The sequence below is a fragment of the Domibacillus epiphyticus genome (assembly GCF_001975785.1).
Classification (GTDB): Bacteria; Bacillota; Bacilli; order Bacillales; family Domibacillaceae; genus Domibacillus; species Domibacillus epiphyticus.
Map to the genome: position 1 here is coordinate 68,523 of NZ_MSFI01000002.1, position 21,441 is coordinate 89,963.

24 protein-coding genes and 1 pseudogene are annotated in these 21,441 nt (G+C 40.8%); 11 read left to right on the plus strand and 14 right to left on the minus strand.

All coding sequences use genetic code 11. From position 1 onward, the window contains the following. Positions 1-42: 42 nt before the first annotated feature. Together BTO28_RS01935 and BTO28_RS01940 are read left to right on the plus strand one after the other, a co-directional pair. Positions 43-312: an acylphosphatase gene (locus BTO28_RS01935; protein ID WP_076763545.1), complete on the plus strand. Its 270-nt coding sequence runs from the start codon at positions 43-45 to the stop codon at positions 310-312. A gap of 113 nt (positions 313-425) precedes the next feature. Then, entirely contained in the window at positions 426-1,535 is a 1,110-nt protein-coding gene (locus tag BTO28_RS01940) for a CAP domain-containing protein (RefSeq protein WP_076763547.1), read from the plus strand. A 62-nt stretch (positions 1,536-1,597) separates the two neighbouring features. Here the strand turns inward: BTO28_RS01940 and BTO28_RS01945 are convergent, their stop codons facing one another. From BTO28_RS01945 to ade, 7 genes are all read right to left on the minus strand, one after another. Next, positions 1,598-1,798: a cold-shock protein gene (locus tag BTO28_RS01945; RefSeq protein WP_045850241.1), complete on the minus strand. Its 201-nt coding sequence runs from the start codon at positions 1,796-1,798 to the stop codon at positions 1,598-1,600. Between the two features lie 164 nt (positions 1,799-1,962). Then, positions 1,963-2,838 (minus strand): DMT family transporter, encoded by an 876-nt coding sequence (locus BTO28_RS01950; protein ID WP_076763549.1) that lies wholly within the window; start codon positions 2,836-2,838, stop codon positions 1,963-1,965. Positions 2,839-2,994: 156 nt separating this feature from the next. Then, positions 2,995-3,621 carry an FMN-dependent NADH-azoreductase gene (locus BTO28_RS01955; RefSeq protein WP_076763552.1) on the minus strand — a complete coding sequence of 209 codons (627 nt, stop codon included), beginning with the start codon at positions 3,619-3,621 and terminating at the stop codon, positions 2,995-2,997. Between the two features lie 86 nt (positions 3,622-3,707). Then, a complete protein-coding gene (locus BTO28_RS01960) occupies positions 3,708-4,133 on the minus strand; it encodes a MarR family winged helix-turn-helix transcriptional regulator (RefSeq protein ID WP_076763554.1) in 426 nt (141 codons plus the stop codon). Between the two features lie 105 nt (positions 4,134-4,238). Next, entirely contained in the window at positions 4,239-4,790 is a 552-nt protein-coding gene (locus BTO28_RS01965; RefSeq protein WP_076763556.1) for an MFS transporter, read from the minus strand. Continuing rightward, a complete protein-coding gene (locus BTO28_RS01970; protein ID WP_076763559.1) occupies positions 4,787-6,226 on the minus strand; it encodes an FAD-binding oxidoreductase in 1,440 nt (479 codons plus the stop codon). Before BTO28_RS01970 ends, BTO28_RS01965 begins: the two co-directional genes overlap by 4 nt. 163 nt (positions 6,227-6,389) lie before the next feature. Next, positions 6,390-8,114: an adenine deaminase gene (gene ade / locus BTO28_RS01975; RefSeq protein WP_095532631.1), complete on the minus strand. Its 1,725-nt coding sequence runs from the start codon at positions 8,112-8,114 to the stop codon at positions 6,390-6,392. Positions 8,115-8,267: 153 nt separating this feature from the next. On the opposite strand from ade, the gene BTO28_RS01980 reads away from it, so the two are divergent. From BTO28_RS01980 to BTO28_RS02000, 5 genes and pseudogenes are all read left to right on the plus strand, one after another. After that, positions 8,268-9,401: an MFS transporter gene (locus BTO28_RS01980; RefSeq protein ID WP_076763563.1), complete on the plus strand. Its 1,134-nt coding sequence runs from the start codon at positions 8,268-8,270 to the stop codon at positions 9,399-9,401. An 82-nt stretch (positions 9,402-9,483) separates the two neighbouring features. Next, positions 9,484-9,876 (plus strand): thiol-disulfide oxidoreductase DCC family protein, encoded by a 393-nt coding sequence (locus BTO28_RS01985; RefSeq protein WP_076763565.1) that lies wholly within the window; start codon positions 9,484-9,486, stop codon positions 9,874-9,876. Between the two features lie 150 nt (positions 9,877-10,026). Then, positions 10,027-10,329: a DUF3817 domain-containing protein gene (locus tag BTO28_RS01990; protein WP_076763568.1), complete on the plus strand. Its 303-nt coding sequence runs from the start codon at positions 10,027-10,029 to the stop codon at positions 10,327-10,329. 332 nt (positions 10,330-10,661) lie between these two features. Then, positions 10,662-11,135 (plus strand): hypothetical protein, encoded by a 474-nt coding sequence (locus tag BTO28_RS01995; protein ID WP_076763570.1) that lies wholly within the window; start codon positions 10,662-10,664, stop codon positions 11,133-11,135. A gap of 412 nt (positions 11,136-11,547) precedes the next feature. Continuing rightward, positions 11,548-11,778 (plus strand): annotated as a pseudogene (locus BTO28_RS02000) (DJ-1/PfpI family protein); the annotation flags it as partial. Positions 11,779-11,852: 74 nt separating this feature from the next. Here BTO28_RS02000 and BTO28_RS02005 read toward each other — a convergent pair. Together BTO28_RS02005 and BTO28_RS17055 are read right to left on the minus strand one after the other, a co-directional pair. Further along, positions 11,853-13,505: a S8 family peptidase gene (locus BTO28_RS02005; RefSeq protein WP_076763572.1), complete on the minus strand. Its 1,653-nt coding sequence runs from the start codon at positions 13,503-13,505 to the stop codon at positions 11,853-11,855. Positions 13,506-13,665: 160 nt separating this feature from the next. Beyond that, positions 13,666-13,824: a hypothetical protein gene (locus tag BTO28_RS17055; protein WP_158068774.1), complete on the minus strand. Its 159-nt coding sequence runs from the start codon at positions 13,822-13,824 to the stop codon at positions 13,666-13,668. 429 nt (positions 13,825-14,253) lie between these two features. Here BTO28_RS17055 and BTO28_RS02010 point away from each other — a divergent pair, with 429 nt between their 5' ends. Next, the gene (locus BTO28_RS02010) at positions 14,254-14,523 is read left to right on the plus strand and encodes a YiaA/YiaB family inner membrane protein (RefSeq protein ID WP_076763574.1); all 270 of its coding nucleotides are present in this window, start codon (positions 14,254-14,256) and stop codon (positions 14,521-14,523) included. A gap of 240 nt (positions 14,524-14,763) precedes the next feature. Then, entirely contained in the window at positions 14,764-15,411 is a 648-nt protein-coding gene (locus BTO28_RS02015; RefSeq protein ID WP_076763575.1) for a DsbA family oxidoreductase, read from the plus strand. A gap of 69 nt (positions 15,412-15,480) precedes the next feature. On the opposite strand, the gene BTO28_RS02020 is transcribed toward BTO28_RS02015, so the two are convergent. The 4 genes from BTO28_RS02020 to BTO28_RS02035 all read right to left on the minus strand — a co-directional run bounded on the left by BTO28_RS02020 (position 15,481) and on the right by BTO28_RS02035 (position 18,864). Next, complete coding sequence (locus tag BTO28_RS02020; protein WP_076763577.1) at positions 15,481-15,636, minus strand: DUF1540 domain-containing protein; 156 nt, start codon at positions 15,634-15,636, stop codon at positions 15,481-15,483. Positions 15,637-15,696: 60 nt separating this feature from the next. After that, positions 15,697-17,022: a hemolysin family protein gene (locus tag BTO28_RS02025; protein ID WP_076763579.1), complete on the minus strand. Its 1,326-nt coding sequence runs from the start codon at positions 17,020-17,022 to the stop codon at positions 15,697-15,699. An 81-nt stretch (positions 17,023-17,103) separates the two neighbouring features. Beyond that, positions 17,104-18,417 (minus strand): hemolysin family protein, encoded by a 1,314-nt coding sequence (locus BTO28_RS02030; protein WP_076763581.1) that lies wholly within the window; start codon positions 18,415-18,417, stop codon positions 17,104-17,106. Positions 18,418-18,456: 39 nt separating this feature from the next. After that, positions 18,457-18,864, minus strand: coding sequence for a MerR family transcriptional regulator (locus BTO28_RS02035; protein ID WP_076763583.1), 408 nt, complete (start codon positions 18,862-18,864; stop codon positions 18,457-18,459). A gap of 314 nt (positions 18,865-19,178) precedes the next feature. Here BTO28_RS02035 and BTO28_RS02040 point away from each other — a divergent pair, with 314 nt between their 5' ends. Further along, positions 19,179-19,508: a winged helix-turn-helix transcriptional regulator gene (locus tag BTO28_RS02040; RefSeq protein ID WP_076763585.1), complete on the plus strand. Its 330-nt coding sequence runs from the start codon at positions 19,179-19,181 to the stop codon at positions 19,506-19,508. Between the two features lie 122 nt (positions 19,509-19,630). Then, entirely contained in the window at positions 19,631-20,377 is a 747-nt protein-coding gene (locus tag BTO28_RS02045) for a GTP cyclohydrolase II (protein ID WP_076763587.1), read from the plus strand. Positions 20,378-20,431: 54 nt separating this feature from the next. Here BTO28_RS02045 and BTO28_RS02050 read toward each other — a convergent pair whose 3' ends face one another. Beyond that, on the minus strand, positions 20,432-21,436 hold the full coding sequence (locus BTO28_RS02050; protein WP_076763589.1) for a hypothetical protein: 1,005 nt from the start codon (positions 21,434-21,436) through the stop codon (positions 20,432-20,434). Positions 21,437-21,441: the final 5 nt, after the last annotated feature.

The window sequence follows — 21,441 nt, forward strand, 5'->3', positions numbered from 1 at the left end:
ATTGTAGAATATAGAAAAGAAAATAGAAAGGAAGCGGTTTTCGTGAAAGAAGCAAAGCGATTGAATGTTTCCGGAAACGTGCAGGGCGTCGGGTTTAGATATTTTGCCCAAATGACAGCTGTCGAACATGACATTACCGGCTGGGCGCAAAACTTGGACAATGGAACTGTTGCCATTCATGCAGAAGGTTCACCGGAAAATTTAGAGCGGTTTATTAGGCTGCTTAAAAAAGGAAATTTGTTTGCGAAAGTACATAATCTTCATGAAGAATCGGCTCCTCTTGAACAATCAACAACATTCCGGATTAAATAGGAATATCCCGAATGCGTTTGATTTCCAAATAATCCTTTATGCATCCCAATATCGCTTCACGTGAAAATTCAATTCATTTTCGGTAAAATAAAAGCAGAATGGAGCGTGAATGATTGAAAAAGTTACTCTCATTTTTACTGCTGTTGCTAATTGTTTATAATACACGGCCTCTATGGGAGGAATATGCAGAGCCTTATGTCGATTTGTCGTTTATGGATGCCATCGGGGAACAGGTGAAAGAAGCAAGAAAAAACCCGGTTGTCATTGATGCCGTTGATACAGTAACAAACAAAATTGAAAGCTGGTCTGGCATTGAATCCAACCAGTCCACGGTACAGGTAGAAAAACCGGCTCTTGCCACTCCTGACTCTCAAATGTTTTCCGTTTACAATGTGCAGATAGGCGACGCTAAGACAGATGTAGAGCAGGAGATTGGCACCCCAAAACGTCGTTCTCAAAATGAATATGGTGTCGACTGGTATGCGTACCATGAAAATTATCATAACTTTTTAATGGTGTCGTACGATGAAAATAATCGGGTGAACGGGCTTTATACGAGCCATGATTTAATTTCATCTACAGAAGGCATTGCGCTCAACACCCCAAAGGAAACGGTTCGGGCAAACCTTGGTGAACCGGTGGATAAGATTCGAAAAGGAATGACGTATTACATTTTGAACGAATCAGAGGAGCATGATTATTACCATCTCAATGGTAATTATGTGGCTATTTTTTATGATGTGCACGAACAGAATACGGTTACCGCTATTCAAATTATAGATGAAGATTTGGAAAAGGACAGAAAAGGAATGTATGCAGCCGCAAGTGCTTCTTTAAAAGAAGGATTTGAATATCAACTGTTTGATGTTACAAATGCAACCCGCCTTCTTCATGGGCTCCCGGTATTAACATGGGATGATCAAGTGAGAGAAACGGCACGCGATCACAGTCTTGATATGGCGAAAAATAAATATTTTGACCATACAAATTTACAAGGTGAATCTCCTTTTGACCGTATGGAAGACGACGGCATTCAATTTATGGCTGCCGGTGAAAATTTGGCGTACGGGCAATATAGCAGTATTTTCGCACATGAAGGATTGATGAATTCAGCAGGTCACCGGAAGAATATATTACAGGATGATTTTCGCTTTTTAGGCGTAGGTGTCGCATTTAACGAAGAATCACAGCCGTATTACACAGAAAATTTTTTCGACAAATAAACCTTTTCCAAACAAAAAATGCAATCTCAAGTGAGATTGCATTTTTACGATGTATATATGGATTATGCTTTTTGTACGTTAGTTGCTTGTGGACCGCGTTGGCCTTGTTCAACTTCGAACGTAACTTCTTGACCTTCATCAAGAGTTTTGTAGCCATCGCCTTGAATTGCTGAGAAGTGAACGAATACGTCGTCTCCAGCTTCGCGCTCGATAAAACCGAATCCTTTTTCTGCATTAAACCATTTTACTTTACCTTGTTCCATGTTATGTTGCCTCCCGTTGTGCGATTGCACAAAATAATACTATTCCTGCTCAAAGCAATATCAAGACAATAAGCTTTACAGCACTTGTACTTCTCGAACAAAAATAATTCTTTTTCATTGTAACAGTAATATGCACATTAAGCAAGCTTAAAAAGAAAATGTTTTCATTTTTCAGTTTTTACCGCTCGACTTTGCCAGTTCACAAGGAATATTCCAATAAATATAAGCGCTCCCCCTGTTAACACGTATAAATGCAGCTGCTCATCGAGCAAAAGCCAGCCTGTCAACACACCAAAGAATGGAGCGAGAAACAAAAAAGCGCTTGTTTTACCCGGGTCACCTGTCTGCAGCAAGTAAAACCACCCTGCAAATTGCACAATGGACGCCATAAATGCCAGCCATAGTAAAATAAACATCGAAGCTCCATTCACTTCAACAAATGGATCTTCAAGCAAGAAACTGCCCGCAAACAAAAATAATCCCCCAAATAACATTTGATATGCTGTAAGCACCCACGTATCAAGACGAGGTGCTCCCCATGTTTTAATGAGCAGCGTTGCAATAGCCCAGGAAACAGCCGACATAAATCCAAGCAACGTACCGATTTCGACGTCCAGGCGTCCGCCCATTGTAATAAAGACCCCTATCAGACCAAGTAACACACCGATCCACTGCAGCAGCCGATATCGTGTCCGAAAAATCAACGTTCCGAATACAACGACGAGCAATGGATTTGTAAACGTTAAAATCGCTGACTCCCCTGATGTAATCGTCCTCAAACTTAAGAAAATACAGCCCATGACTGCCGCTGTTTGAAAAAAACCGATAGTCGCCATGTGCACCCATTGTTTTACCGTTTTCGGATGCGGACGTTTCATTAACTTAACTGCCGCGGCCATCACGATCCCGGCAATCGTAAACCGGAATGCTATTAGCAGAAGAGGAGAAAAATAAGAGAGCCCTATTTTCCCGACTGCAAACGACGATCCCATTAAAGCAGTTGTGACAACAACTAATAGCGCATAAATATATTTATTCATCAGGCATCCCCCAAAAGACGTGCTCCCCTTTGATCTATTATACAAAATTTTCCGAAGCATGACCTATCAAAAAAAACGTCCAGATTTATCTCAACAGCATGTGTTTTTTTGCCGCATATAAAAAAAGCTGTCTCATCAAGTGAGACAGCCCAATAATTAAAAGTTTAATACAGCTTCTTCTGCAGTTTTAATACCCGCATCAATAATTTCTTTTGAACGATCAGGGAACTGGTTGTGTCCTTCCACAACCACTGTTTGTACTTCTTGAATACCCCAGAAAGAAAGGACCGCTTTTACGTAATTGACAGCCATTTCAAGTGATTGCATAGGACCTTCTGAATAAACGCCACCGCGTGCATTTAACAAAATTACCTTTTTATCCTTCAAAAGGCCAACCGGTCCTTCAGCTGTGTAGCTGAACGTTTTGCCAGCCTGATTTAAATAATCCAGGTACGTATGAAGAACAGCTGGAATCGTGAAGTTCCAAAGCGGGAATGCAATAACTACTTTATCTGCTGCCAAAAATTGATTCAAATATTTGTTCACAAGATCTGTAGCTGCTTTCTCGCCTTCAGTCAATTCCATTCCTTTTGACAGTTTGAACATGCCATTGATTTTGTCTGTATCGTAATAAGGCAGGTTTTCTGCAAAAAGATCCAACTCCGTAATTGTATCGGATGGATTTTCTTTTTTATAGCTGTCTAAAAATGCTTGATATAATTGAACGCTGACCGCCTGTTCGATCGGTCGCGAATTTGCTTTAACAAATAATACGTTTGCCATTATAATTCCTCCATTTACTTTTTATAAAACAATAGTAGTTTATCACATATTTAGTTGTTATAGCAACTATATGAATTAAAAATACCTCATTGTACATTTTGACGCATTTTCAGCAAAATACGGCTCATTTCCCTTAGTTCCTCTTCCGTAATATCTTTCGTAACCATACGATGAAACTCTTCCGTAATCGGAATGATTTCACACTCCAGTTTTTTGCCTTTATTCGTTAAGCACACATGCAGTGACCGGCGATCGGATGGAGACATCGTCCGTTTAATAAATCCTTTTTGTTCAAGACTTCCCAGCATGCGCGTTACATTCGTTTTATCTTTATCAAGCTTCTCCGCAATTTCATTTTGCGTCAGTCCGTCTTTTTCCCAGAGAAGCATCATGATTAAATTTTGCTCAGGTGCAAGGTTAAAAGGAGCAAGCTTTTCCTTTACCCAGCTCGTCAGCTTTAAATCTGTTTGATGGATCGTGATACTTATATAGTCTGTTAACGATACTTTCATCTTTATCACCTGCTTTCATCGACTGCATTATAGTGAAAAAATGGAAAACTGTCAATTATCTTAAAGACTGAAAAGCACATGGCCACTGCCGCTGCCATATGCTTTTCATTTTTCCTTATTGATTGATTTTTTCTTCTTCCACAAAATAATTCCACTCCACATGTACATCAATGAAGCAATATAAAAGATGATATGAATCGTCAAAAAGTCAACCAGATAGCCTGTTAATATAATCGATGCTGCAGCGCCCACGGATGTCCAGAAATGATACCGGCCGATTTCTGCTCCTGCTGCTTTTTTCTCGACATTACGGGCGAGTGCGGTTTTCTCCGTATTTTTTTGAACAGCTCCTAGAATGCCCATAATCACTTGTAATATATACACTTGCCACACTTCCATAACAAGTGGAAAGAAAAGGAGGATAATGGCCATTGACCAGGAATAAAACAACAGGAGGCTCCAGTCTCCGATCTGATCTGAAACTTTCCCAATAAGCGGGTAGGTGACAGCCGCCGTTAAGGTAAACAGTCCGTAAGCCCAGCCAAACTGTGAATAGCTGTCCCCAACATTGCGCAGCAGCAAAATATAAAACGGAAAAATCATGCTGCTTGCCATGAAAATAATGCTCTGCGAAAAAACAAATTGTTGATAACTCATCGACCGTACTCCTCATAAAAATAGTTGGTGAACCTTTTATTCGGATCGTATGCTTCTTTCTTTTCAAAAAAAGTATTCACAAGCGGGTATGCTTCCTTCAGCTGCTCTTTTGTTGGATAGGGGAAATAAGGCAGATAATAGCTTCCGTTATGTTCCAGCGTAACATCAATCATATTTTGGACAACGGCTGCATTTTTCTTTATTTCCAGTTCTGAACGGCCTTGATTAATGAGAAGAACGAGCGCAAACATGTCTTCTTTCGCATATGATAATACGGCTTGATCGCTATCGCTTTTTTCTACATATCGGATTGTAATATTCAACAAATTAAAATCATCTTCTTTTTCAAGCATGTCCCTGAGACCGTCTATATAGCTGGAGAACTCATCGACTGGAACAAAGTATTCCTGCAGTACTTCTGTCCGCCCGCCGCTTTCATAATCCATAAAATCAGTATCGGACCGCATGACATTATTTCTTGTCTCGAATGCTCCTTTATCACGTTCCATATATTTTTTTTGCACGTCCCAAAATATGTTTTTCCCCCAATCACTGTATCGGGACAAGCCAAGAAAAAATTTGGGGATTGCAACAAAGCTGTCTTCTTTTAATGTATTGTACTTCAACAGGTCCTGCTGATTGTCAGCATGTACATAATCAGTCACGTACATTTCTCGCAAAAACGTTTCCGGTGCTACTGAGATACGGGCCAAATGCATTTTAACATCCGGGTTTTCTTTTACTTCTTTTTCGAAATAAGCGCTATACTTGTTATAATCCATTGTGCTGGTTTTCTTTTTATATAGTTCGTCATCCGTTAGGTGAAGTGTGACATCTAAAATAACTCCGAACAGACCATATCCACCAATAACGTAAGGAAAAAGATCCTCATTCTCCTGTCTGCTGACATTGATAATCTCACCGTCAGGAGTCAGCAATCGAAACGATTCCACTGTGTCAATAAGTGAATCATTTCGAATATCCCGCCCATGCACATTTACACTCAACGATCCGCCAATTGTAAAAATATTTTGCGACTGCATCACTTTTACGGCCAGCCCGTATGGATTCACATGCCGTTGAATGTCATCCCATGTCGCGCCGCTTTGTACGGTTATTTTCTTTTTGTTAGGATCAAATGCAATAATTTTATTGTATGGCTTCATATCAATCATGACAGCATCCGGATAATACGTATGTCCACCCTGGCTGTGCTGCATACCTGCAATCGTCAGCTTGTCGTTTGTTTCTTTCGCTTTTGTCACAATCTTTTTCAATGATTCTTTCCCGTCCGCCGGTTCAATCCTTTTCACAGCAGCCGGTAATAACCGCCCTGCATCCTCGACAACTGGCCGGGAATGTGAAAGCTGACTTAAATAGACCGAGCTTCCAAATACCAGAACATAAATAAGCAAAAACACGATCAATTTCTTCACAGTTTCACTCCTTTGTAAAAAAGAGACACACGATCTATTACATTTATTGTAATTGATCGTGTGCCTCTTTTTCTACTTTATTAAGATGAAACAATTATCACAATTGTTCAAGTCTGCCATGTCCGGCTTTTTATGTCTATCAGCTGAACCCGCTATATAGGCTTTATGCTTTTAAACCAACTCCAATATGCTGAAATGAGTCAACATCAAATAATCCTTGATCAGTCAGCTTTAAGCTCGGGATAACCGGCAGGCATAAAAAAGATAAAATCATAAAAATGTTTTGCGTCTCCTCTGATAAACTAGAAAGCTTCTCATGCAACTGATGCAGCTCTTTCACCACTTCTTCATATGGCTTTTCCGACATAATGCCGCCGACACGGAGCGGAACAGACGCGAGCACCTGCCCTTTGTCTGCAATCACTAATCCGCCCTGCATCTGTTCAATCGCTTCTATCGCCACGAGCATATCTTCATCGTTTGTTCCGGCAACGACAAGATTATGGGAATCATGTGCAACAGTTGACGCGATAGCACCGCTTTTCAACTTCAAGCCTTTTACAATCCCGACTCCTACACTGCCCGTCGCATGATGCCTTTCACATACCGCGATTTTCAGCTGATCTCGCACTACATCTGCTTCAAAAAAACCTTCGTTTATCTTCACGTCTTCAATCAATTTATTTGTTATTAATTTCCCGGGCAATACTTCTATAATCATTGCTTTTTGACCGTCTTGCAGGGGAATTTCTAATGATCGTTTGTCTACTTTCTTCATCTTGACCGATTCTTTCACAAGCGCAGGAATCTCAGCATGTTTCGCTTGCAGAGTGTTCAAATCAACCACTTTTCCGTTTTTCACAATTGTCGAAGGACGCAGCTCATTTAAATTTTCCACAATTAATACATCAGCTGAATATCCCGGTGCAATTGCCCCTTTATCCTTCAGCTGATGGCACACTGCATTATTAAGGGTTGCCATTTGAATAGCGATTAGAGGATCAAGCCCGTTTTTAATAGCTAGACGTGCTGCATAATTTACTGTTCCTTCTTCCGCCAGCTCGTCCAAGTGCTTATCATCCGTGCAAAACGAAAACCGTGTGCTGTTCCGCTCAGTAATGGCGGGCAAAATCGCCAGCAAATCTTTAGCAGCCGAACCCTCTCTAACAAGGACGTGGATGCCCCGGCGAACACGGTCTTTTGCTTCATTTGCTGTCACCGCTTCATGATCGTTCCGGATCAACGCCGCACTGTAAACGTTTAATGCATCAGTTGACAGCCCGGCAGCATGTCCATCCACCGTCAAGCCATGTTCAATGGTCATCGAGATTTTTTCCAGCATTTCATTATCTGCTTGAAGTACAGAAGGATAATCCATCACTTCAGCGAGACCAATGACGTTTTGATGTGAAAGAAACGGGCGCAAGTCATCTGCCTTCAATGCAGCTCCATTTTGTTCAAATGGCGTCGCCGGTACACAAGAAGGCATCTTCATCATTATATCAATTTCCGCATACTTGGAATCTTGCAGCATATATTGAATGCCTTCCGCTCCCGCAATATTGGCAATTTCATGAGGGTCCGTTATCACAGTTGTCACGCCGTGTTTTAAGAGCGCCCTTGAGAATTCAGCCGGCGTGACCATCGTCGATTCAATATGAATGTGGCCATCAATAAAACCTGGCATCACATATTTGCCTGCTGCATTAATAATCGTTTTCCCTTCTTTATATGTACCAATCCCAATGATGTATCCATCTTTAACCGCAACATCTGCTTCGTACGTTTCAAGCGAAAACACATCAACAATCAATCCATTTTGTATAATGATATCCGCTTCCTCAGGATGCTGTGCTGTATGAATAAATGTTTTTAGTGATTGAATCATCAATAATCCTTCTTTCGTATCCAGCATTTTTCATAGTGTATAGCATAGCTTTACAAATTCAAACTAATATTGCCCGGGTTCATCAAAGTTGACACCTGTACAGTCTGTAACAGATGATGGAATTATCCAATTCGTTTAAAGGGTGCTACGTTCATGCGCAAATTCATCTATATCATTGTCTTTTTTTCATTTTTTGATTTATTTACACAGCTGCCGATTATGAGCCCCTTCGCTGAATCACTTGGCGCAGCGCCGTTTCTGACCGGTTTCATCGTCGGCATGTACTCGTTTTCCAATACGATAGGAAACATCCTATCCGGTTTTATAACCGATAGAAAAGGACCTTTTATTGTTCTTGTCTCAGGTTTGTTCGCTGCCAGCATCTCCTTGTTCCTGTATAATGCCGCTGACAATGCATGGGTGCTTTTGGTCATCCGTTTTGTTCACGGTTTAATGGCTGGTTTCATCACACCGGCGGCTTTCACGTATCTCGCCAATGCCACAGCAAATGAGAAAAAAGGAAAAGGGGCGGCGATTTCCGGTGCATTCGTCGGTCTTGCAGCTATTATTGGGCCGGCATTCAGCGGTATTATCGCCAGCCGGACAAGTGAGACAACTGTTTTGACGGTAAACGCAGTTATTATGCTATTGCTCGGGGTGCTGGCCGTTTATTTTCTGCGCGCCAATATCGAGGCAGCCCCACGTCAAAAGGATGCACCAGCGGGAATATTTCGCCATCCTGATGTATTAAAAGCTTTTACCGGCGCTTTTCTGCTTATGTTTTCGCAAGGTGTAATGGCGTATATGCTTCCTCTTAAAGTCATTCACCTCGGCTATGATACAAAAACAAGCGGGCTGCTTTTAAGCACATTCGGCATCGTCGCCATTCTCGTCTTTTTACTGCCGACAAACCGCCTGTTTGATGTTTTAAAACCCGTTCATACTTTTTCATTCGGGATTGCGATGATGGGATCAAGCCTCATTTTACTCGGGCAAGCAGCGAGCCCCGGAGCACTTTATTTCTTGATGGGACTGTATGGGGTTGGATTCGCTTTTTTATTCCCGTCCATCAATTCATTGCTGGTCGGCGCCGTTGAACCGGGACAGCGCGGCAAAGCATACGGGTACTTTTACGCCTTCTTCTCTCTCGGTGTTGTCGCAGGTTCGGGCGTCACCGGACTGCTCGCGCTGTCCGCATCCGGCGGCTTTCTTTTGACAGGACTTATTCTTATCTCCGCGGCCATTTTTGTAACAATTCATTACTTTTTAAAAACGGATGCGACGTGACACTTTCTTAAAGTCTTGTTTTAAACCTTGTAAAAAAGGCTACTTTAATAAGACAACACTCTTTATTTAGGAGGCAAAAAAAATGAGTTCGATTGTATTATTTGACGGTGAATGCAACTTTTGTGATTCCAGTGTGCAATTTATTATAAAACGCGATTCCAAGGGATATTTTCACTTTGCCTCATTGCAGAGCGATGTTGGGCGGAAGCTGATAAAAGAATATAACGTGTCTGAAGACGTGGATAGCATTATGCTGGTCGAAAATGGGAAGGCGTATTTTAAATCAGCGGCTGCATTGCGTATTTCCAGACATTTAGCCGGCGGATGGAAGTTATTTTATGCCTTAATGGTTGTCCCGAGCCCAATCCGCAACCTATTGTATGACTTTATTGCACGAAACCGCTACAAGTGGTTCGGAAAGAAGGAGGACCATTGCATGCTGCCCTCGCCTGATGTCCGTAAACGATTTTTATAAAGACGATTAGCACCCTTTCCTGTCCCAGGAAAGGGTTTTTGCCTGGTATTATCTTCTGACAATCTCGTGAACGCGGCAGGAAAAAGATGAATTTCCCCCTCAATTCAGTTATGTTTAAAAGAACAACACTTTGTTCTTCGGGAGGAAAATATGCTTAAAACTACGATTGGCAAACTGCGTTTTATGGGGTATTTCGAAGGCATCTCGCTTCTTGTCCTTCTTTTTATTGCGATGCCGTTGAAGTACTGGTTTAATATCCCACAAGCCGTCAGTATTGTCGGAGCCATTCACGGGGCATTGTTTATTACATATTGTATTGTCATTGCTTATGTGACGATCAAAACACGGTGGAACTTAATCTGGCCGCTTCTTTCTGTCGCTGTCGCCTTCATCCCATTCGGCAACTTTATCTTAGACAAAAAACTGCACAAACTTGAAAAAACATATGGATAAAACAAAGCAGTCCGGTTCAGACACCGGACTGCTTTTTCTTCATTATGAAACCACAGAATACTATCGCAATAAAAAGTCCAACCTTAGGGACAGAACTTCCAATTAACATGTTCTCCTCACTAACGTTCGGTACGGTCTTAAAACTGCTGATCCGGCATGTGATAAAACTTTTTCGTCTGAGCTGGAGACGTTGCATTCAATGTTGCAGACCCAGCCGATGCTTCGGGCAGCAAGTTCGGTTGTTAATTTTTCAAAAAAAGGAAAATTATGTTGGCATCAAATTGTATAAATGATATTCTAATAAAGCAGTTAAAAGAAGATGGAGTGGAAAAATGACTAGAACTCTAAATTTGATTTCAGCACTTGGAGCTACATTAGTTTTTGCATTAATCTATGCACATGGATTTTTCTTAGGGGGATTTACAACCGATAGCTGGAATGGTAATGGATACAGTTTGTACGGCTATGTATTCAGCACGCTTGTTGTAACTGCTTTAGTAACCTTGATATGTATGGCCGCATATGGACTTGAGATTCTTTTATTTAAGGCCGTTTCATTTAAGCATAAAAAAAGGGCAGGATTAGTTTTTTATCTGTTTATAGGGATAGCAGTAGGTGCCGGCTTATCTTTATTCTATCTCCCTTTTGATGAATTCTCGTACTTTTTAACAACCGCCACTGTTCTAACTACTGTAGGCTCAATCCTTTTTTATCTCATTAAAACATTCGTAAATTCTGCAGTTCTCAAAAAAATATTAGCTTTTTCTCCGGTAGTAGCTATTGTTTTGTTGTATGTATTAAATTAACTGTTTAATCTTTTAAAATTTAAGTGACATAAATTAAATGGCTAGAAAGAAAATTATTGTTGGCCCCTGATTTGTTGCCAGCAGTTGCAAAAACTACCTGTGATATGCACCATTATATCTTCTATGGCAATTATATGCAGCTACGTATTTTGTGAAATCTCTGGCTAGAGAGGTAGGAGACCAACCACCTGCATACGGCTTTGTACGATGGCAGCCACCAGCCATAACGTCAGGCCAGAATTTAGCTGTAGTATAGGAAACGTTATCTCTTCTAGTTATCATCTGGTTCTGCTTTTATAGCAGCAGAGAATGCCTTTTCGGCTGTTACGTGATCTTTTTCCCCAGCGCCTCATTTCCCTTTTTCATATTTTCTTTATACTCTGGGTTAGTACATCCAGTTAAAAACAAGCATGAACGAAGCAAAAAACCGATCGTGCAAACTTGCCACGCCGGCTGGGTGCTCATTTCAGCAAATTTTTTAAACGGGCTAAACGTTGGAGTACACCCGGCATTAAAGATCATATGACGAATGCGGGTAGCGGCCTGGCTTAATAAAGCGGTTATGACAGACGGCCTCTCAAGCCGCCGCCCGCCAGACCTGCCGCCATATGCAAAAGCATATGCGGATAAATTAGCGGAATAACAAAACGATTACCAGGCTGTTCGCTTTAATTTCCTGAAAAAGATCCTGCCGCTATAAGTGCAGGATCCCGTAGTTTACTTCACAGTAAACATCACGATAACAGGAAACTTTATAGGCTTCCCTTTTACAGATGTTATCGTCCGGTCGACATATAAAAAATATGTCTTTCTGGACACATATCCATCTGCCGGGGGCTTTACCAAAATCACTTTACTTTCTTCACTCAACGATAATTCCACGTCATTTACAGCTGTTCCATCATTGCGGACAAACACACTTTGATCATTCACACTCTGAGGCTCAATCGGTGTATTAAAGGCAATACGCATTGTTTTATTTGGCTGAACGTCAATAAGTGATGTAAACTCGACGAGTTCAAGATTTTTCTGTAATGTTATTAAATCCTGCTGCAGCGTTTCTTTATCTGTGCCGTCCGGTAATTTCCCAATCACGTTTCTGGCGGTATCATAATCCCATAGCTTTCTTGTTTTATCTGCCAGTGCAATGGATTCAACTGCCTGCTCGATATGATTAAACGTTTCTTCATTTATATTAGACCTATTGTCAGCTGGATGTGTTTGCATATAGCTTGTTAATCCATAGCCGAACCATGGATCACGATCCACCGCGCCCAAATCTTCCGCATATCGTTTCATTTCATGACGCAGTTCTACGTTTGTCTTACTTGGATACTTTTGCTTTAATAAAGCGAATAATCCGGATACGTGAGGCGCTGCTTGTGAGGTGCCATTGATTGATGCGTACTGTTCATTAACATATGTACTGATGACAGCTTCACCCGGTGCAGTAAACTCTACTTCTTTTCCTGTGCTGGAAAAGGCAGCACGCTGCTTGTATACATTAACAGCGGAGACTGCAATAACAGAGTCATATTTAGCGGGATAGGTTGTTGTTTCCCCAGCGCCGTCTTCTGTCCCATTATTACCTGCTGATCCCACAATCAGTATCCCCTGTTCATAGGCGTTATCAAGCATCTCATTTAATAGTTGTGAATCCCCGTCTGTCCCAAGGCTTAGATTAATAATATCCATCTTATTGGCGATTGCCCAGTCAACTGCTTCCAGTATATCAATCAATTTCCCTTCACCGTCTGATCCCAATGCTTTCACTGCAAATAATTGGGCTTCAGGTGCGACGCCTACTGTTCCGATGCCGTTTTTCCTCGCTCCAATAATCCCGGCTACATGTGTGCCATGCCCGTTATCATCTGTCCAAGAACTTGTGTAGTCCACTGTCGACATGCCGCCTGCAATGGATAAATCAGCATGTGAAGCGATTCCTGTATCCACCACAGCAATTTTTACGCCTGCTCCTGTAAAACCATCCGTCCAAGCTTGTGATGCATTGACAGCCTGTACATTCCACTGCTCATATTCCGTTTGAAAACTAGCTGCACGATAGGCTGCATCAGGTTTACTCCCATCTGCCGAAAACGTAATATTCTCTTCTATTGATTCAATATGGGGATTATTCTCTAAACGATGCAAGTCTTTTTTTGTTGCTGTAACTGCTACAGCTGGAACTGTTTTAAATTGATAGGCTACCTCACTGTTATTTTGTAAAACGGCCTTTTTCCCCTGGCTATTTTTATAGACGATAACTACCTCTTTTTCACCTGTCTGATGCTCTTCAACTGCTTTTGCAGACGGTGCTGCATATATTAGCAGGCTTAATGATATCAAGCCCGCAATCCATACTCTCCCCAAGATTCCACACCTTTCATTGCCCAAATATTCCCTTCAAGAAAATTGTTTTTTTGTAGTTATTTTGAACCTTTATTATACTGTAATCTACCAATTTGTGACGTACTTTGTGTATATCGTAAAAAAGCCGACACAAATGAATGTGTCGGCTTTTGTCATATTTTTACGGCCATCTTTCAATGAAAACCTTCTGTGGTTCACTAATGACCAGATTACGCGGCGGGTTTAGCGGATCTAATGTGATAATCGCCGATGCGTAAAGTTTTGCTGTTAAAATAAACGTAATAAGCAATAACACTTTCTTTCGTATATCTATGTCCAACTAAATGTGTTCTTCCCTTCAAAATAATATTCATTATTGGATCATCACCTGAATATTAAATTCGAAACACGCTCCATTTCTATTTTATAGACAAAGAACCTTTACCACTTTGGCAAAGGTCTCACAAACAGCGTAAATGTTGCCAGCTAAGCCGGTGATCGACGACTGTGTCAGATACCCTTTGGAGTTATATAAGCTCGTTATGAGCAATAGTTTCAACTCTCAAACTATGTACGAATATTTTAGCATAAATGAGCTTCATCATCTACCGGGAACCCTATAAACAGTTTTAATTTCCATGTAATTGTCTTTGAAAAACATACCCCGCCAATATACATAAATATTCTTTAAGTGTAACTTATGGTATTAAATAATGACTTTTATTATAAAAGACCTTTGCTAAACATAAAATAAATGAGGAGGGATACCATGCAAAGGTATAGAAGAAGAAACACACCTGCTTTTACGTTTTTGGCATACTTCACATTTATTGCAGGCGTCTTTTTGTTTTCAATTGGTCTTTATAACGCGGATAACCTGCAGTTGAATGAAAAAGGCTACTATATCGCCGTCATGATTTTAGTCGCTGTCGGAGCGATCTTGACTCAAAAAGTCACACGGGACAATGCAGAAGATAACGAAATTATTGCAGAAGAAGAGGAACGCAGAAGAAATCAGATGAAAAACACAGCAGAATAAATGAAAAAAAGGTGCGCGCAGCACCTTTTTTCATATGCAAAAGAGCGCGAAATTTATCGAACGCTCTGTTTGTTCCACGTGAAACGGGAAGATATGTAACCTGTCAAAAACATATATAAGGCGCATGTTCCAATGGAAAGGAAAACTAATATTCCAAAGTAAAAAAACAAATGGTTAGACGGATTGTGCCTGCCGCTATATAATCAATTTCAAGAAATGATGAAAGAGAGGATGCCGATATTGTCTTTAAAGATCAAGGTTTACTCCGATTATGTTTGCCCGTTTTGTTTTTTAGCTGAAAAACCACTTGAAGAAGCAATTAAAGGGCAAAATGATATAGAAGTGGAGTGGATGCCGTTTGAACTGCGCCCGTATCCAAATGAGACACTTCGCCCAGAAGAAGACTATTTGCAAAACACATGGAAGCATTCCGTATATCCGATGGCAGAGCAGATGGGCATCCCCATTACGCTTCCAAATGTTTCTCCTCAGCCGCACACTCATCTTGCATTTGAGGGATACCAGTATGCGAAAGAACAAGGAAAAGGAAATGAATATAATGACCGCATGCTGCGTGCCTTTTTCCAGGAAGAACAAAATATTGGCGATGTGGATGTTTTAACAAAACTTGCCGGAGAAATTGGGCTGGATGAAACAGAATACCGGGCGGCTCTTGAAAAAAGAACGTATAAAGAAGCCCATCAAAAAGCTTTGAAAGAGACCTTCAATGAGGCGATTACAGCGGTTCCTACATTTATAATAGGAAGTACAAAACTTACTGGAATGCGCTCAAAAGAAACATTAGAACAGGTAATCGAGGATGAAAAGAAGAAGCAAAAAATTTCTTTGCTGATGGATGGCATGTCTTGTGGAATCGATGGGTGCTAAAATGTTTGAACACTAAAAGGGACCGCCTAAGAACGGTCCCTTCTTTCATGAGTTACTTTCAAAATAAAATTACAATTCTGGAACAAATGTTTTGCAGTCTGTTTCTTCACTTTTATCTGCTTGTTTTCCTTTATGGCTTACGACATATATAGACTCAGCATTGCATTTGTTTCCAGAAGCCCAGTATTTACAGTTATTCACTTCACAAAGTACGTCTTTCGCCATCGTATCACACCTCCCTTCTTTGTTATCGTTAACAAATTCGGGGTGAATGATACTGTTTATTTATCCTTCTTCCGCTTCCTCTGAAAAGGCCCTCAGCTGTAAAGCGACCTGCATAATTTGATGATTATCCATTTCCAGCACGGTCCACTGATGTTCACCTTGCCTAATTGTATCGCCTTCATGAACAGTATCAATGTGCTGTACCAGAATCCAGCCTCCGATCGTGTCTATATCTTCGCTGTTTTCAAGGACAATGTTAAATTTTTCTTCAAGATCCGAAAGCAGCACACGACCATTTATATGGTACAGATCTTCTCTCTTTTGTTGAATATCCGGCACTTCATCAACGTCATATTCATCGCGGATTTCACCGACGATTTCTTCTAGAATATCTTCCATCGTAATAACGCCTGCTGTTCCTCCATATTCATCAACAGCAAGTGCCATGTGAACACGCTTATGCTGCATTTTCAAGAGAACGTCTTTTAAAGGCGTTGCTTCATGGATTCGAAGCAGATCATGAACGAAGTCTTCTAATTTACGCTCGCGCCCAGCAGCAATATTCGTCAACATTTCTTTCGTGTTGATAAATCCGATAATATTATCTTTATGACCATCTTCTGTCACCGGGTACCTTGTGTAATCATATTCATCGAGAACAGCAATAATTTCTGAGCGGTTCATCGATTTTTCCAAAGTAACAAGCTGTGTACGCGGGACCATGATATCTTTTACGAGTCGCTCATCAAATGCAAAAATGTTTTTCATGTAGGAAAGTTCCGTCTGGTTAATCTCTCCACTTTGGTAACTTTCTGTCATGATAATTTGCAGTTCTTCCTCCGAGTGAGCTTGTTCATGACCCGCTGGCTCAACACCAAACATACGGAGAAGCACTCGTGCTGACCCATTTAAAATCCAAATGAATGGGTACATAATTTTACCAAACCAAAATAAAGGAGGCGCCAGCATTAATGTCATTTTTTCCGCAAACTGAATAGCAAGCGTCTTGGGTGCAAGCTCCCCAATCACTACGTGAAGAAACGTCACAGTGGAGAAGGCTACTGCAAACGAAATAACTGCCGATAGAGAAGAAGGTATTCCTAAACTATCAAACAAAGGATGTAAAATCTTTTCAACAGTTGGCTCACCCAGCCACCCAAGGCCGAGCGCGGTAATGGTGATACCAAGCTGACAGGCTGAAAGGTAGTAATCCAGGTCATTCGCCACTCTTTTTGCCATTACCGCTTTTTTGTTGCCTTCTGCAATTAATTGATCAATTCGAGACATCCGTACTTTTAAGACGGCAAACTCAGAACCGACGAAAAAAGCCGTCAGTACAATGAGAAGCGCCACTAAGAACAAATTTAATAGTAATATACCGTCCAATTATTTCCCTCAATCGAGGGATTCACCTCCAAAAAAATATGAGTAAAGGTACTATTTATCGTAAATCCTGTCTGTTCCGCGTTATTCTTCAGATAAAGCCCGCAGCTGCAGCGCCACCTTGATAATCTGATAATTATCCATTTCCAGGACGGTCCAAACATGATTTCCAAGCTCCGCTGTATCGCCTTCCTGAACCGTGTCCGTCTTTTGAAATTGAATCCAGCCGCCGATCGTATCGACATCTTCACTATCCTCAAATGTGAAACCGAATCTCTGTTCCAGATCAGACAGCAATACGCGCCCGTTTATATGATACAGCGCCTCACCCTTCTCTTGAATATCTGGTACTTCATCGGCATCAAACTCATCACGGATTTCACCAACGATTTCTTCCAAAATATCTTCCATGGTGATAATCCCAGCCGTACCGCCATATTCATCAATAATTAATGCCATATGAACACGAGCTTTTTGCATTTTTAAAAGTACATCCTGCAGTCGAGTGACCTCATGAATAAGTGGAATTTCACGAACAAATTCTTTTAGCTGCCGGTCACGTCCAGCCGCAATATGTGTCAGCATCTTTTTGACGTTGACGAATCCAACAATATGGTCCTTGTCCCCATCTTCTGTGACAGGGTAACGCGTATAGTTATATTCATCAAGCACAGCAACGATTTCATCATGCCTCATTGACTTTTCGAGTGTAACAATTTGAGTTCGCGGCACCATAATGTCCTTGGCAACCCGTTCGTCAAATGCGAAAATGTTTTCCATATAAGCGAGCTCAGTCTGGTTAATTTCCCCGCCTTGAAAGCTCTGGGTCATGATAATTTTTAACTCTTCTTCCGAGTGAGCCTGATCATGTCCTGCCGGCTGCACACCAAAAGTCCGAAGCAATACGCGTGCTGAACCATTTAATGCCCAGATGAAGGGATACATAATTTTTCCGAACCAATAAAGCGGCGGTGCTAACAATAATGTCATTTTTTCCGCAAACTGAATGGCCAATGTTTTCGGCGCCATTTCCCCAACAACGACGTGAAGAAACGTAACGAGTGAAAAAGCTACGACAAATGAAACAACCGCAGCAATTGATTCAGGTACGCCCAGTCGATCGAACAAAGGATATAATAGCCGTTCAACAGTCGGTTTTCCCAACCAGCCAAGTCCGAGTGCCGTTACTGTAATTCCGAGCTGGCAGGCTGATAGGTAATAATCCAGATCGGTTGCGACTTTTTTCGCTAGGACCGCCTTTTTATTTCCTTCTGCTATTAATTGATCAATTCGTGACATTCGTATTTTTACAACTGCAAATTCTGAACCAACAAAGAATGCTGTTAGTCCAATAAGAAGTACTAATAAAAAAAGGTTCGTGATTAAAATTATATCCAATTATTTCCCTCAAAAGAGGGATTCACCTCCATATTATGGTTAAAACAATGTTAATAGCCTCATGACATCCGTCAATTTGTTTTCAAGCCTTTGATACACAAGTTTTTTCTCTTCATGCGTAGCATCTTTCATTTTTTCTTCTAGTGTTGTCAGCTTTTGCTGAAGACAAGTGATTTCTTCTTGTACTTCGACAATGATAGGCTCTATTGTATCTTTATCCGGAACTGTAATCGCTGCTTTAATCTCAGCAATCGACATTCGCTGTTTTTTTAGAAGTTTGATCCGTTCTAACGTTTGAAGAACACTCTCGGGATATAGACGATAGTTCGATGACGATCGTTCATATTCCAGCAATCCATGTTGTGTATAGTAATCAATGGTCCGCGAAGATAATCCGCTTAATTCCGCCACCTGCCCAATACGCAATAACGCCTTCCCAATTTGCATTCCCCTCCATTCGACTCGTTTTTCCTACTATTAAAATAACATATCTATCACGAAACCGTACAGTGAAACGTTCTGCTTCATTCTGCCGTTCATTTTTTCGGAGATGAACAATTCAGCAGATCATCAATATAAAAAGTCAACAGAGTCGACATGATGAAAGACATCTAATTTTATCCCTTAAAAAAATGCGGTTTATCCTTTATTTTGAAAACCCCATAATACAAACATATAGTTACTTTATGTAACTTTTTTATTTTTTATAATTTAATTCCATATTGCAATATGGTATATTAATATAAAGAGGTGATGACAACATGGACCAATCCATTCTATGTCCACGATTCGAGAAAGCAATCGCTATCTTAAGCCAGCGCTGGACAGCTCTGATCATCTATCAATTGATCTCCGGATCCCAACGATTTTGTTCCATCAGAGACGCACTGGGCATTAGCGGGAGAGTGCTATCCGAGCGATTGAAGGTTCTTGAAAGTGAGGGAATTGTAAAACGCGAAGTCATTCCCGAAACGCCGGTCCGCATTGAATATTCCTTAACGGAAAAAGGAGCTTCATTTGAACCAATCATGAAGGAAATCGAAAATTGGTCTCAATCGTGGGTGGGAAAAGAAAATATAGAGGCACAATAACGTAACTAAACAAGAATCACAACCTCCGATTTTGGAAATATATATATTACAGATGTTAACATTTTCACTTATACAATCATCTTCAATAGTGGGAAGCAAGGGAAACAGAAAGGAAGGATCTTATGTCACAAATGAAACTAGAATCGAAAGCATTGACTGTTTTAAAAGATAAAATTCAATTAATCAATACGGCAGAAGGTGCCATCTATTTAGTGGGGCCTATCCGGCTTCCGGTTAATTTATATGGAGAAACAGTCGTTTTTCAATGGTATTCATGGTTACAATGCAGCGAAGTAACAGATGATTATCAACGGATTATTGATAAGCTGTCTTCGGTAAATTTAGCCGAATCCCAGCAGTCAAGTGTACTCGTTTATGGTGATTTCCAACATGCTGATGACGCTTTGATTAGAATGCATTCCATCTGTCATACAGGAGATATATTTGGGAGCAAGAGATGTGATTGCGGCTTCCAACTAAAACAGTCAATGAAAATGATTGCAGAAAACGGAACAGGTGCTTTATTTTATTTGGCAAACCATGAGGGCAGAGGGATAGGGTTATTTAGCAAAGCAATGGCATATGTCCTTCAAGAAAATGGATACGATACAGTGGAAGCAAATGAAAGCCTTGGTTTTGTAGATGACTCCAGAAACTATGACGATGCCATTGAAGTATTAAAATCATTACGGTCAAAATCTGTCACGCTCATTACCAATAACCCTAAAAAATTAGAGGCATTAAAACAGTCCGGAATGTATATCTCTGGAAGATTGCCTTTATGGGGAGACATATCGGAATTTAACGAGAATTATTTAAAGACAAAAATTGCCCGTTCTGGTCATTTAGAAGAAGACGGTACATTTTAATGTCTGCACACACCACACCGTTCGAAGTTTCGAACGGTGTGGTGCTGTGTAAAGCTAATCAAATGATAGCAGCTGTTTCAATTTTTCCGGTTCATCCACCCGAAAAGCCAGTTCTGTCACTGATTTTTTGCGCCCCATAAACATGGTCGCTTCTACCGGTTCACTGAGCATGACCACAACCTGTGCTTCTACCGGTTCAAAATCTCTCAACATAAATTGGAGTGCTTTCTGACTTGGTTCAGCTCCCCATTTTACTTCTTTGATCATGTCTATTGAGACAATGATTCGCTTGGTTAATCCTTGTGCTGCATAAAGCTTTCCATCTTTTATTTCCAGCGGGTGCAGACGAATTACTTGTATCTCTGCCAGAAAGAAGATAACCGAATAAATATTAAAAACAAGTAAAATGAATGAAACAATCATCGATTTCTCATGCAGCCACCAATGCAAACCAATTGTTTCAATAACAACCGCATGAATCACCATGATGTTCATAGCGACAGCACTCGTTTTTACATGCATGGTCACTACCCCATCATGTGACGGCGCTTTTTTTCGCCATGTAAAAAACGCATAATAAAACATCATAAACTCAGATACAATGATCGAAACGATCTTATTTTTAGCCGCCGTCTTTTCTACAGCGGGCAAAAGTGAATAAATAGCTGGAATTCCTTTCATGTCCATATGCGGAATCTTTCGCAAAACATGGATTATCAGTGCCAGTTCCACTAAAAGAAACAACCCTTCTACTGCAATTCCCGCATATAAAATCCCTCTATAAGGAGAAAACAGTTCGGATGGAATGAGAAAACGGGCAAAGACAAGCCCGAGCGCCATAAGCCCGATTGTCTGTTTTATAGTTAATTTAAATGCGGCATACGCTAAAAGCGGGGCAACAATTGCAAGGTCAAGAAGTGAACCGATTGCCACTTCACTTTCCATTTGGATCGATAACAAATTTTGAATGGCCGGCTGATAAAGCATAAAATTTGCAGCAAGTACAAGAAGCAAACATCCCATAGCCAAATGTGCGTATCTTGTTTGACGGTAGACCATTTCAT

Excerpts from the sequence above, each read along its gene's own strand:
- BTO28_RS01960 (WP_076763554.1), bottom strand. The coding sequence starts at position 4,133 with ATGAAAGTATCGTTAACAGACTATATAAGTATCACGATCCATCAAACA.
- BTO28_RS02040 (WP_076763585.1), top strand. The coding sequence starts at position 19,179 with ATGGACCAATCCATTCTATGTCCACGATTCGAGAAAGCAATCGCTATC.
- BTO28_RS02020 (WP_076763577.1), bottom strand. The coding sequence starts at position 15,636 with ATGGCGAAAGACGTACTTTGTGAAGTGAATAACTGTAAATACTGGGCT.
- BTO28_RS02045 (WP_076763587.1), top strand. The coding sequence starts at position 19,631 with ATGTCACAAATGAAACTAGAATCGAAAGCATTGACTGTTTTAAAAGAT.
- ade (WP_095532631.1), bottom strand. The coding sequence starts at position 8,114 with ATGATTCAATCACTAAAAACATTTATTCATACAGCACAGCATCCTGAG.
- BTO28_RS02035 (WP_076763583.1), bottom strand. The coding sequence starts at position 18,864 with ATGCAAATTGGGAAGGCGTTATTGCGTATTGGGCAGGTGGCGGAATTA.
- BTO28_RS01985 (WP_076763565.1), top strand. The coding sequence starts at position 9,484 with ATGAGTTCGATTGTATTATTTGACGGTGAATGCAACTTTTGTGATTCC.
- BTO28_RS01945 (WP_045850241.1), bottom strand. The coding sequence starts at position 1,798 with ATGGAACAAGGTAAAGTAAAATGGTTTAATGCAGAAAAAGGATTCGGT.
- BTO28_RS01950 (WP_076763549.1), bottom strand. The coding sequence starts at position 2,838 with ATGAATAAATATATTTATGCGCTATTAGTTGTTGTCACAACTGCTTTA.
- BTO28_RS01995 (WP_076763570.1), top strand. The coding sequence starts at position 10,662 with ATGACTAGAACTCTAAATTTGATTTCAGCACTTGGAGCTACATTAGTT.
- BTO28_RS01965 (WP_076763556.1), bottom strand. The coding sequence starts at position 4,790 with ATGAGTTATCAACAATTTGTTTTTTCGCAGAGCATTATTTTCATGGCA.
- BTO28_RS01980 (WP_076763563.1), top strand. The coding sequence starts at position 8,268 with ATGCGCAAATTCATCTATATCATTGTCTTTTTTTCATTTTTTGATTTA.
- BTO28_RS02050 (WP_076763589.1), bottom strand. The coding sequence starts at position 21,436 with ATGGTCTACCGTCAAACAAGATACGCACATTTGGCTATGGGATGTTTG.
- BTO28_RS02010 (WP_076763574.1), top strand. The coding sequence starts at position 14,254 with ATGCAAAGGTATAGAAGAAGAAACACACCTGCTTTTACGTTTTTGGCA.
- BTO28_RS01990 (WP_076763568.1), top strand. The coding sequence starts at position 10,027 with ATGCTTAAAACTACGATTGGCAAACTGCGTTTTATGGGGTATTTCGAA.
- BTO28_RS01955 (WP_076763552.1), bottom strand. The coding sequence starts at position 3,621 with ATGGCAAACGTATTATTTGTTAAAGCAAATTCGCGACCGATCGAACAG.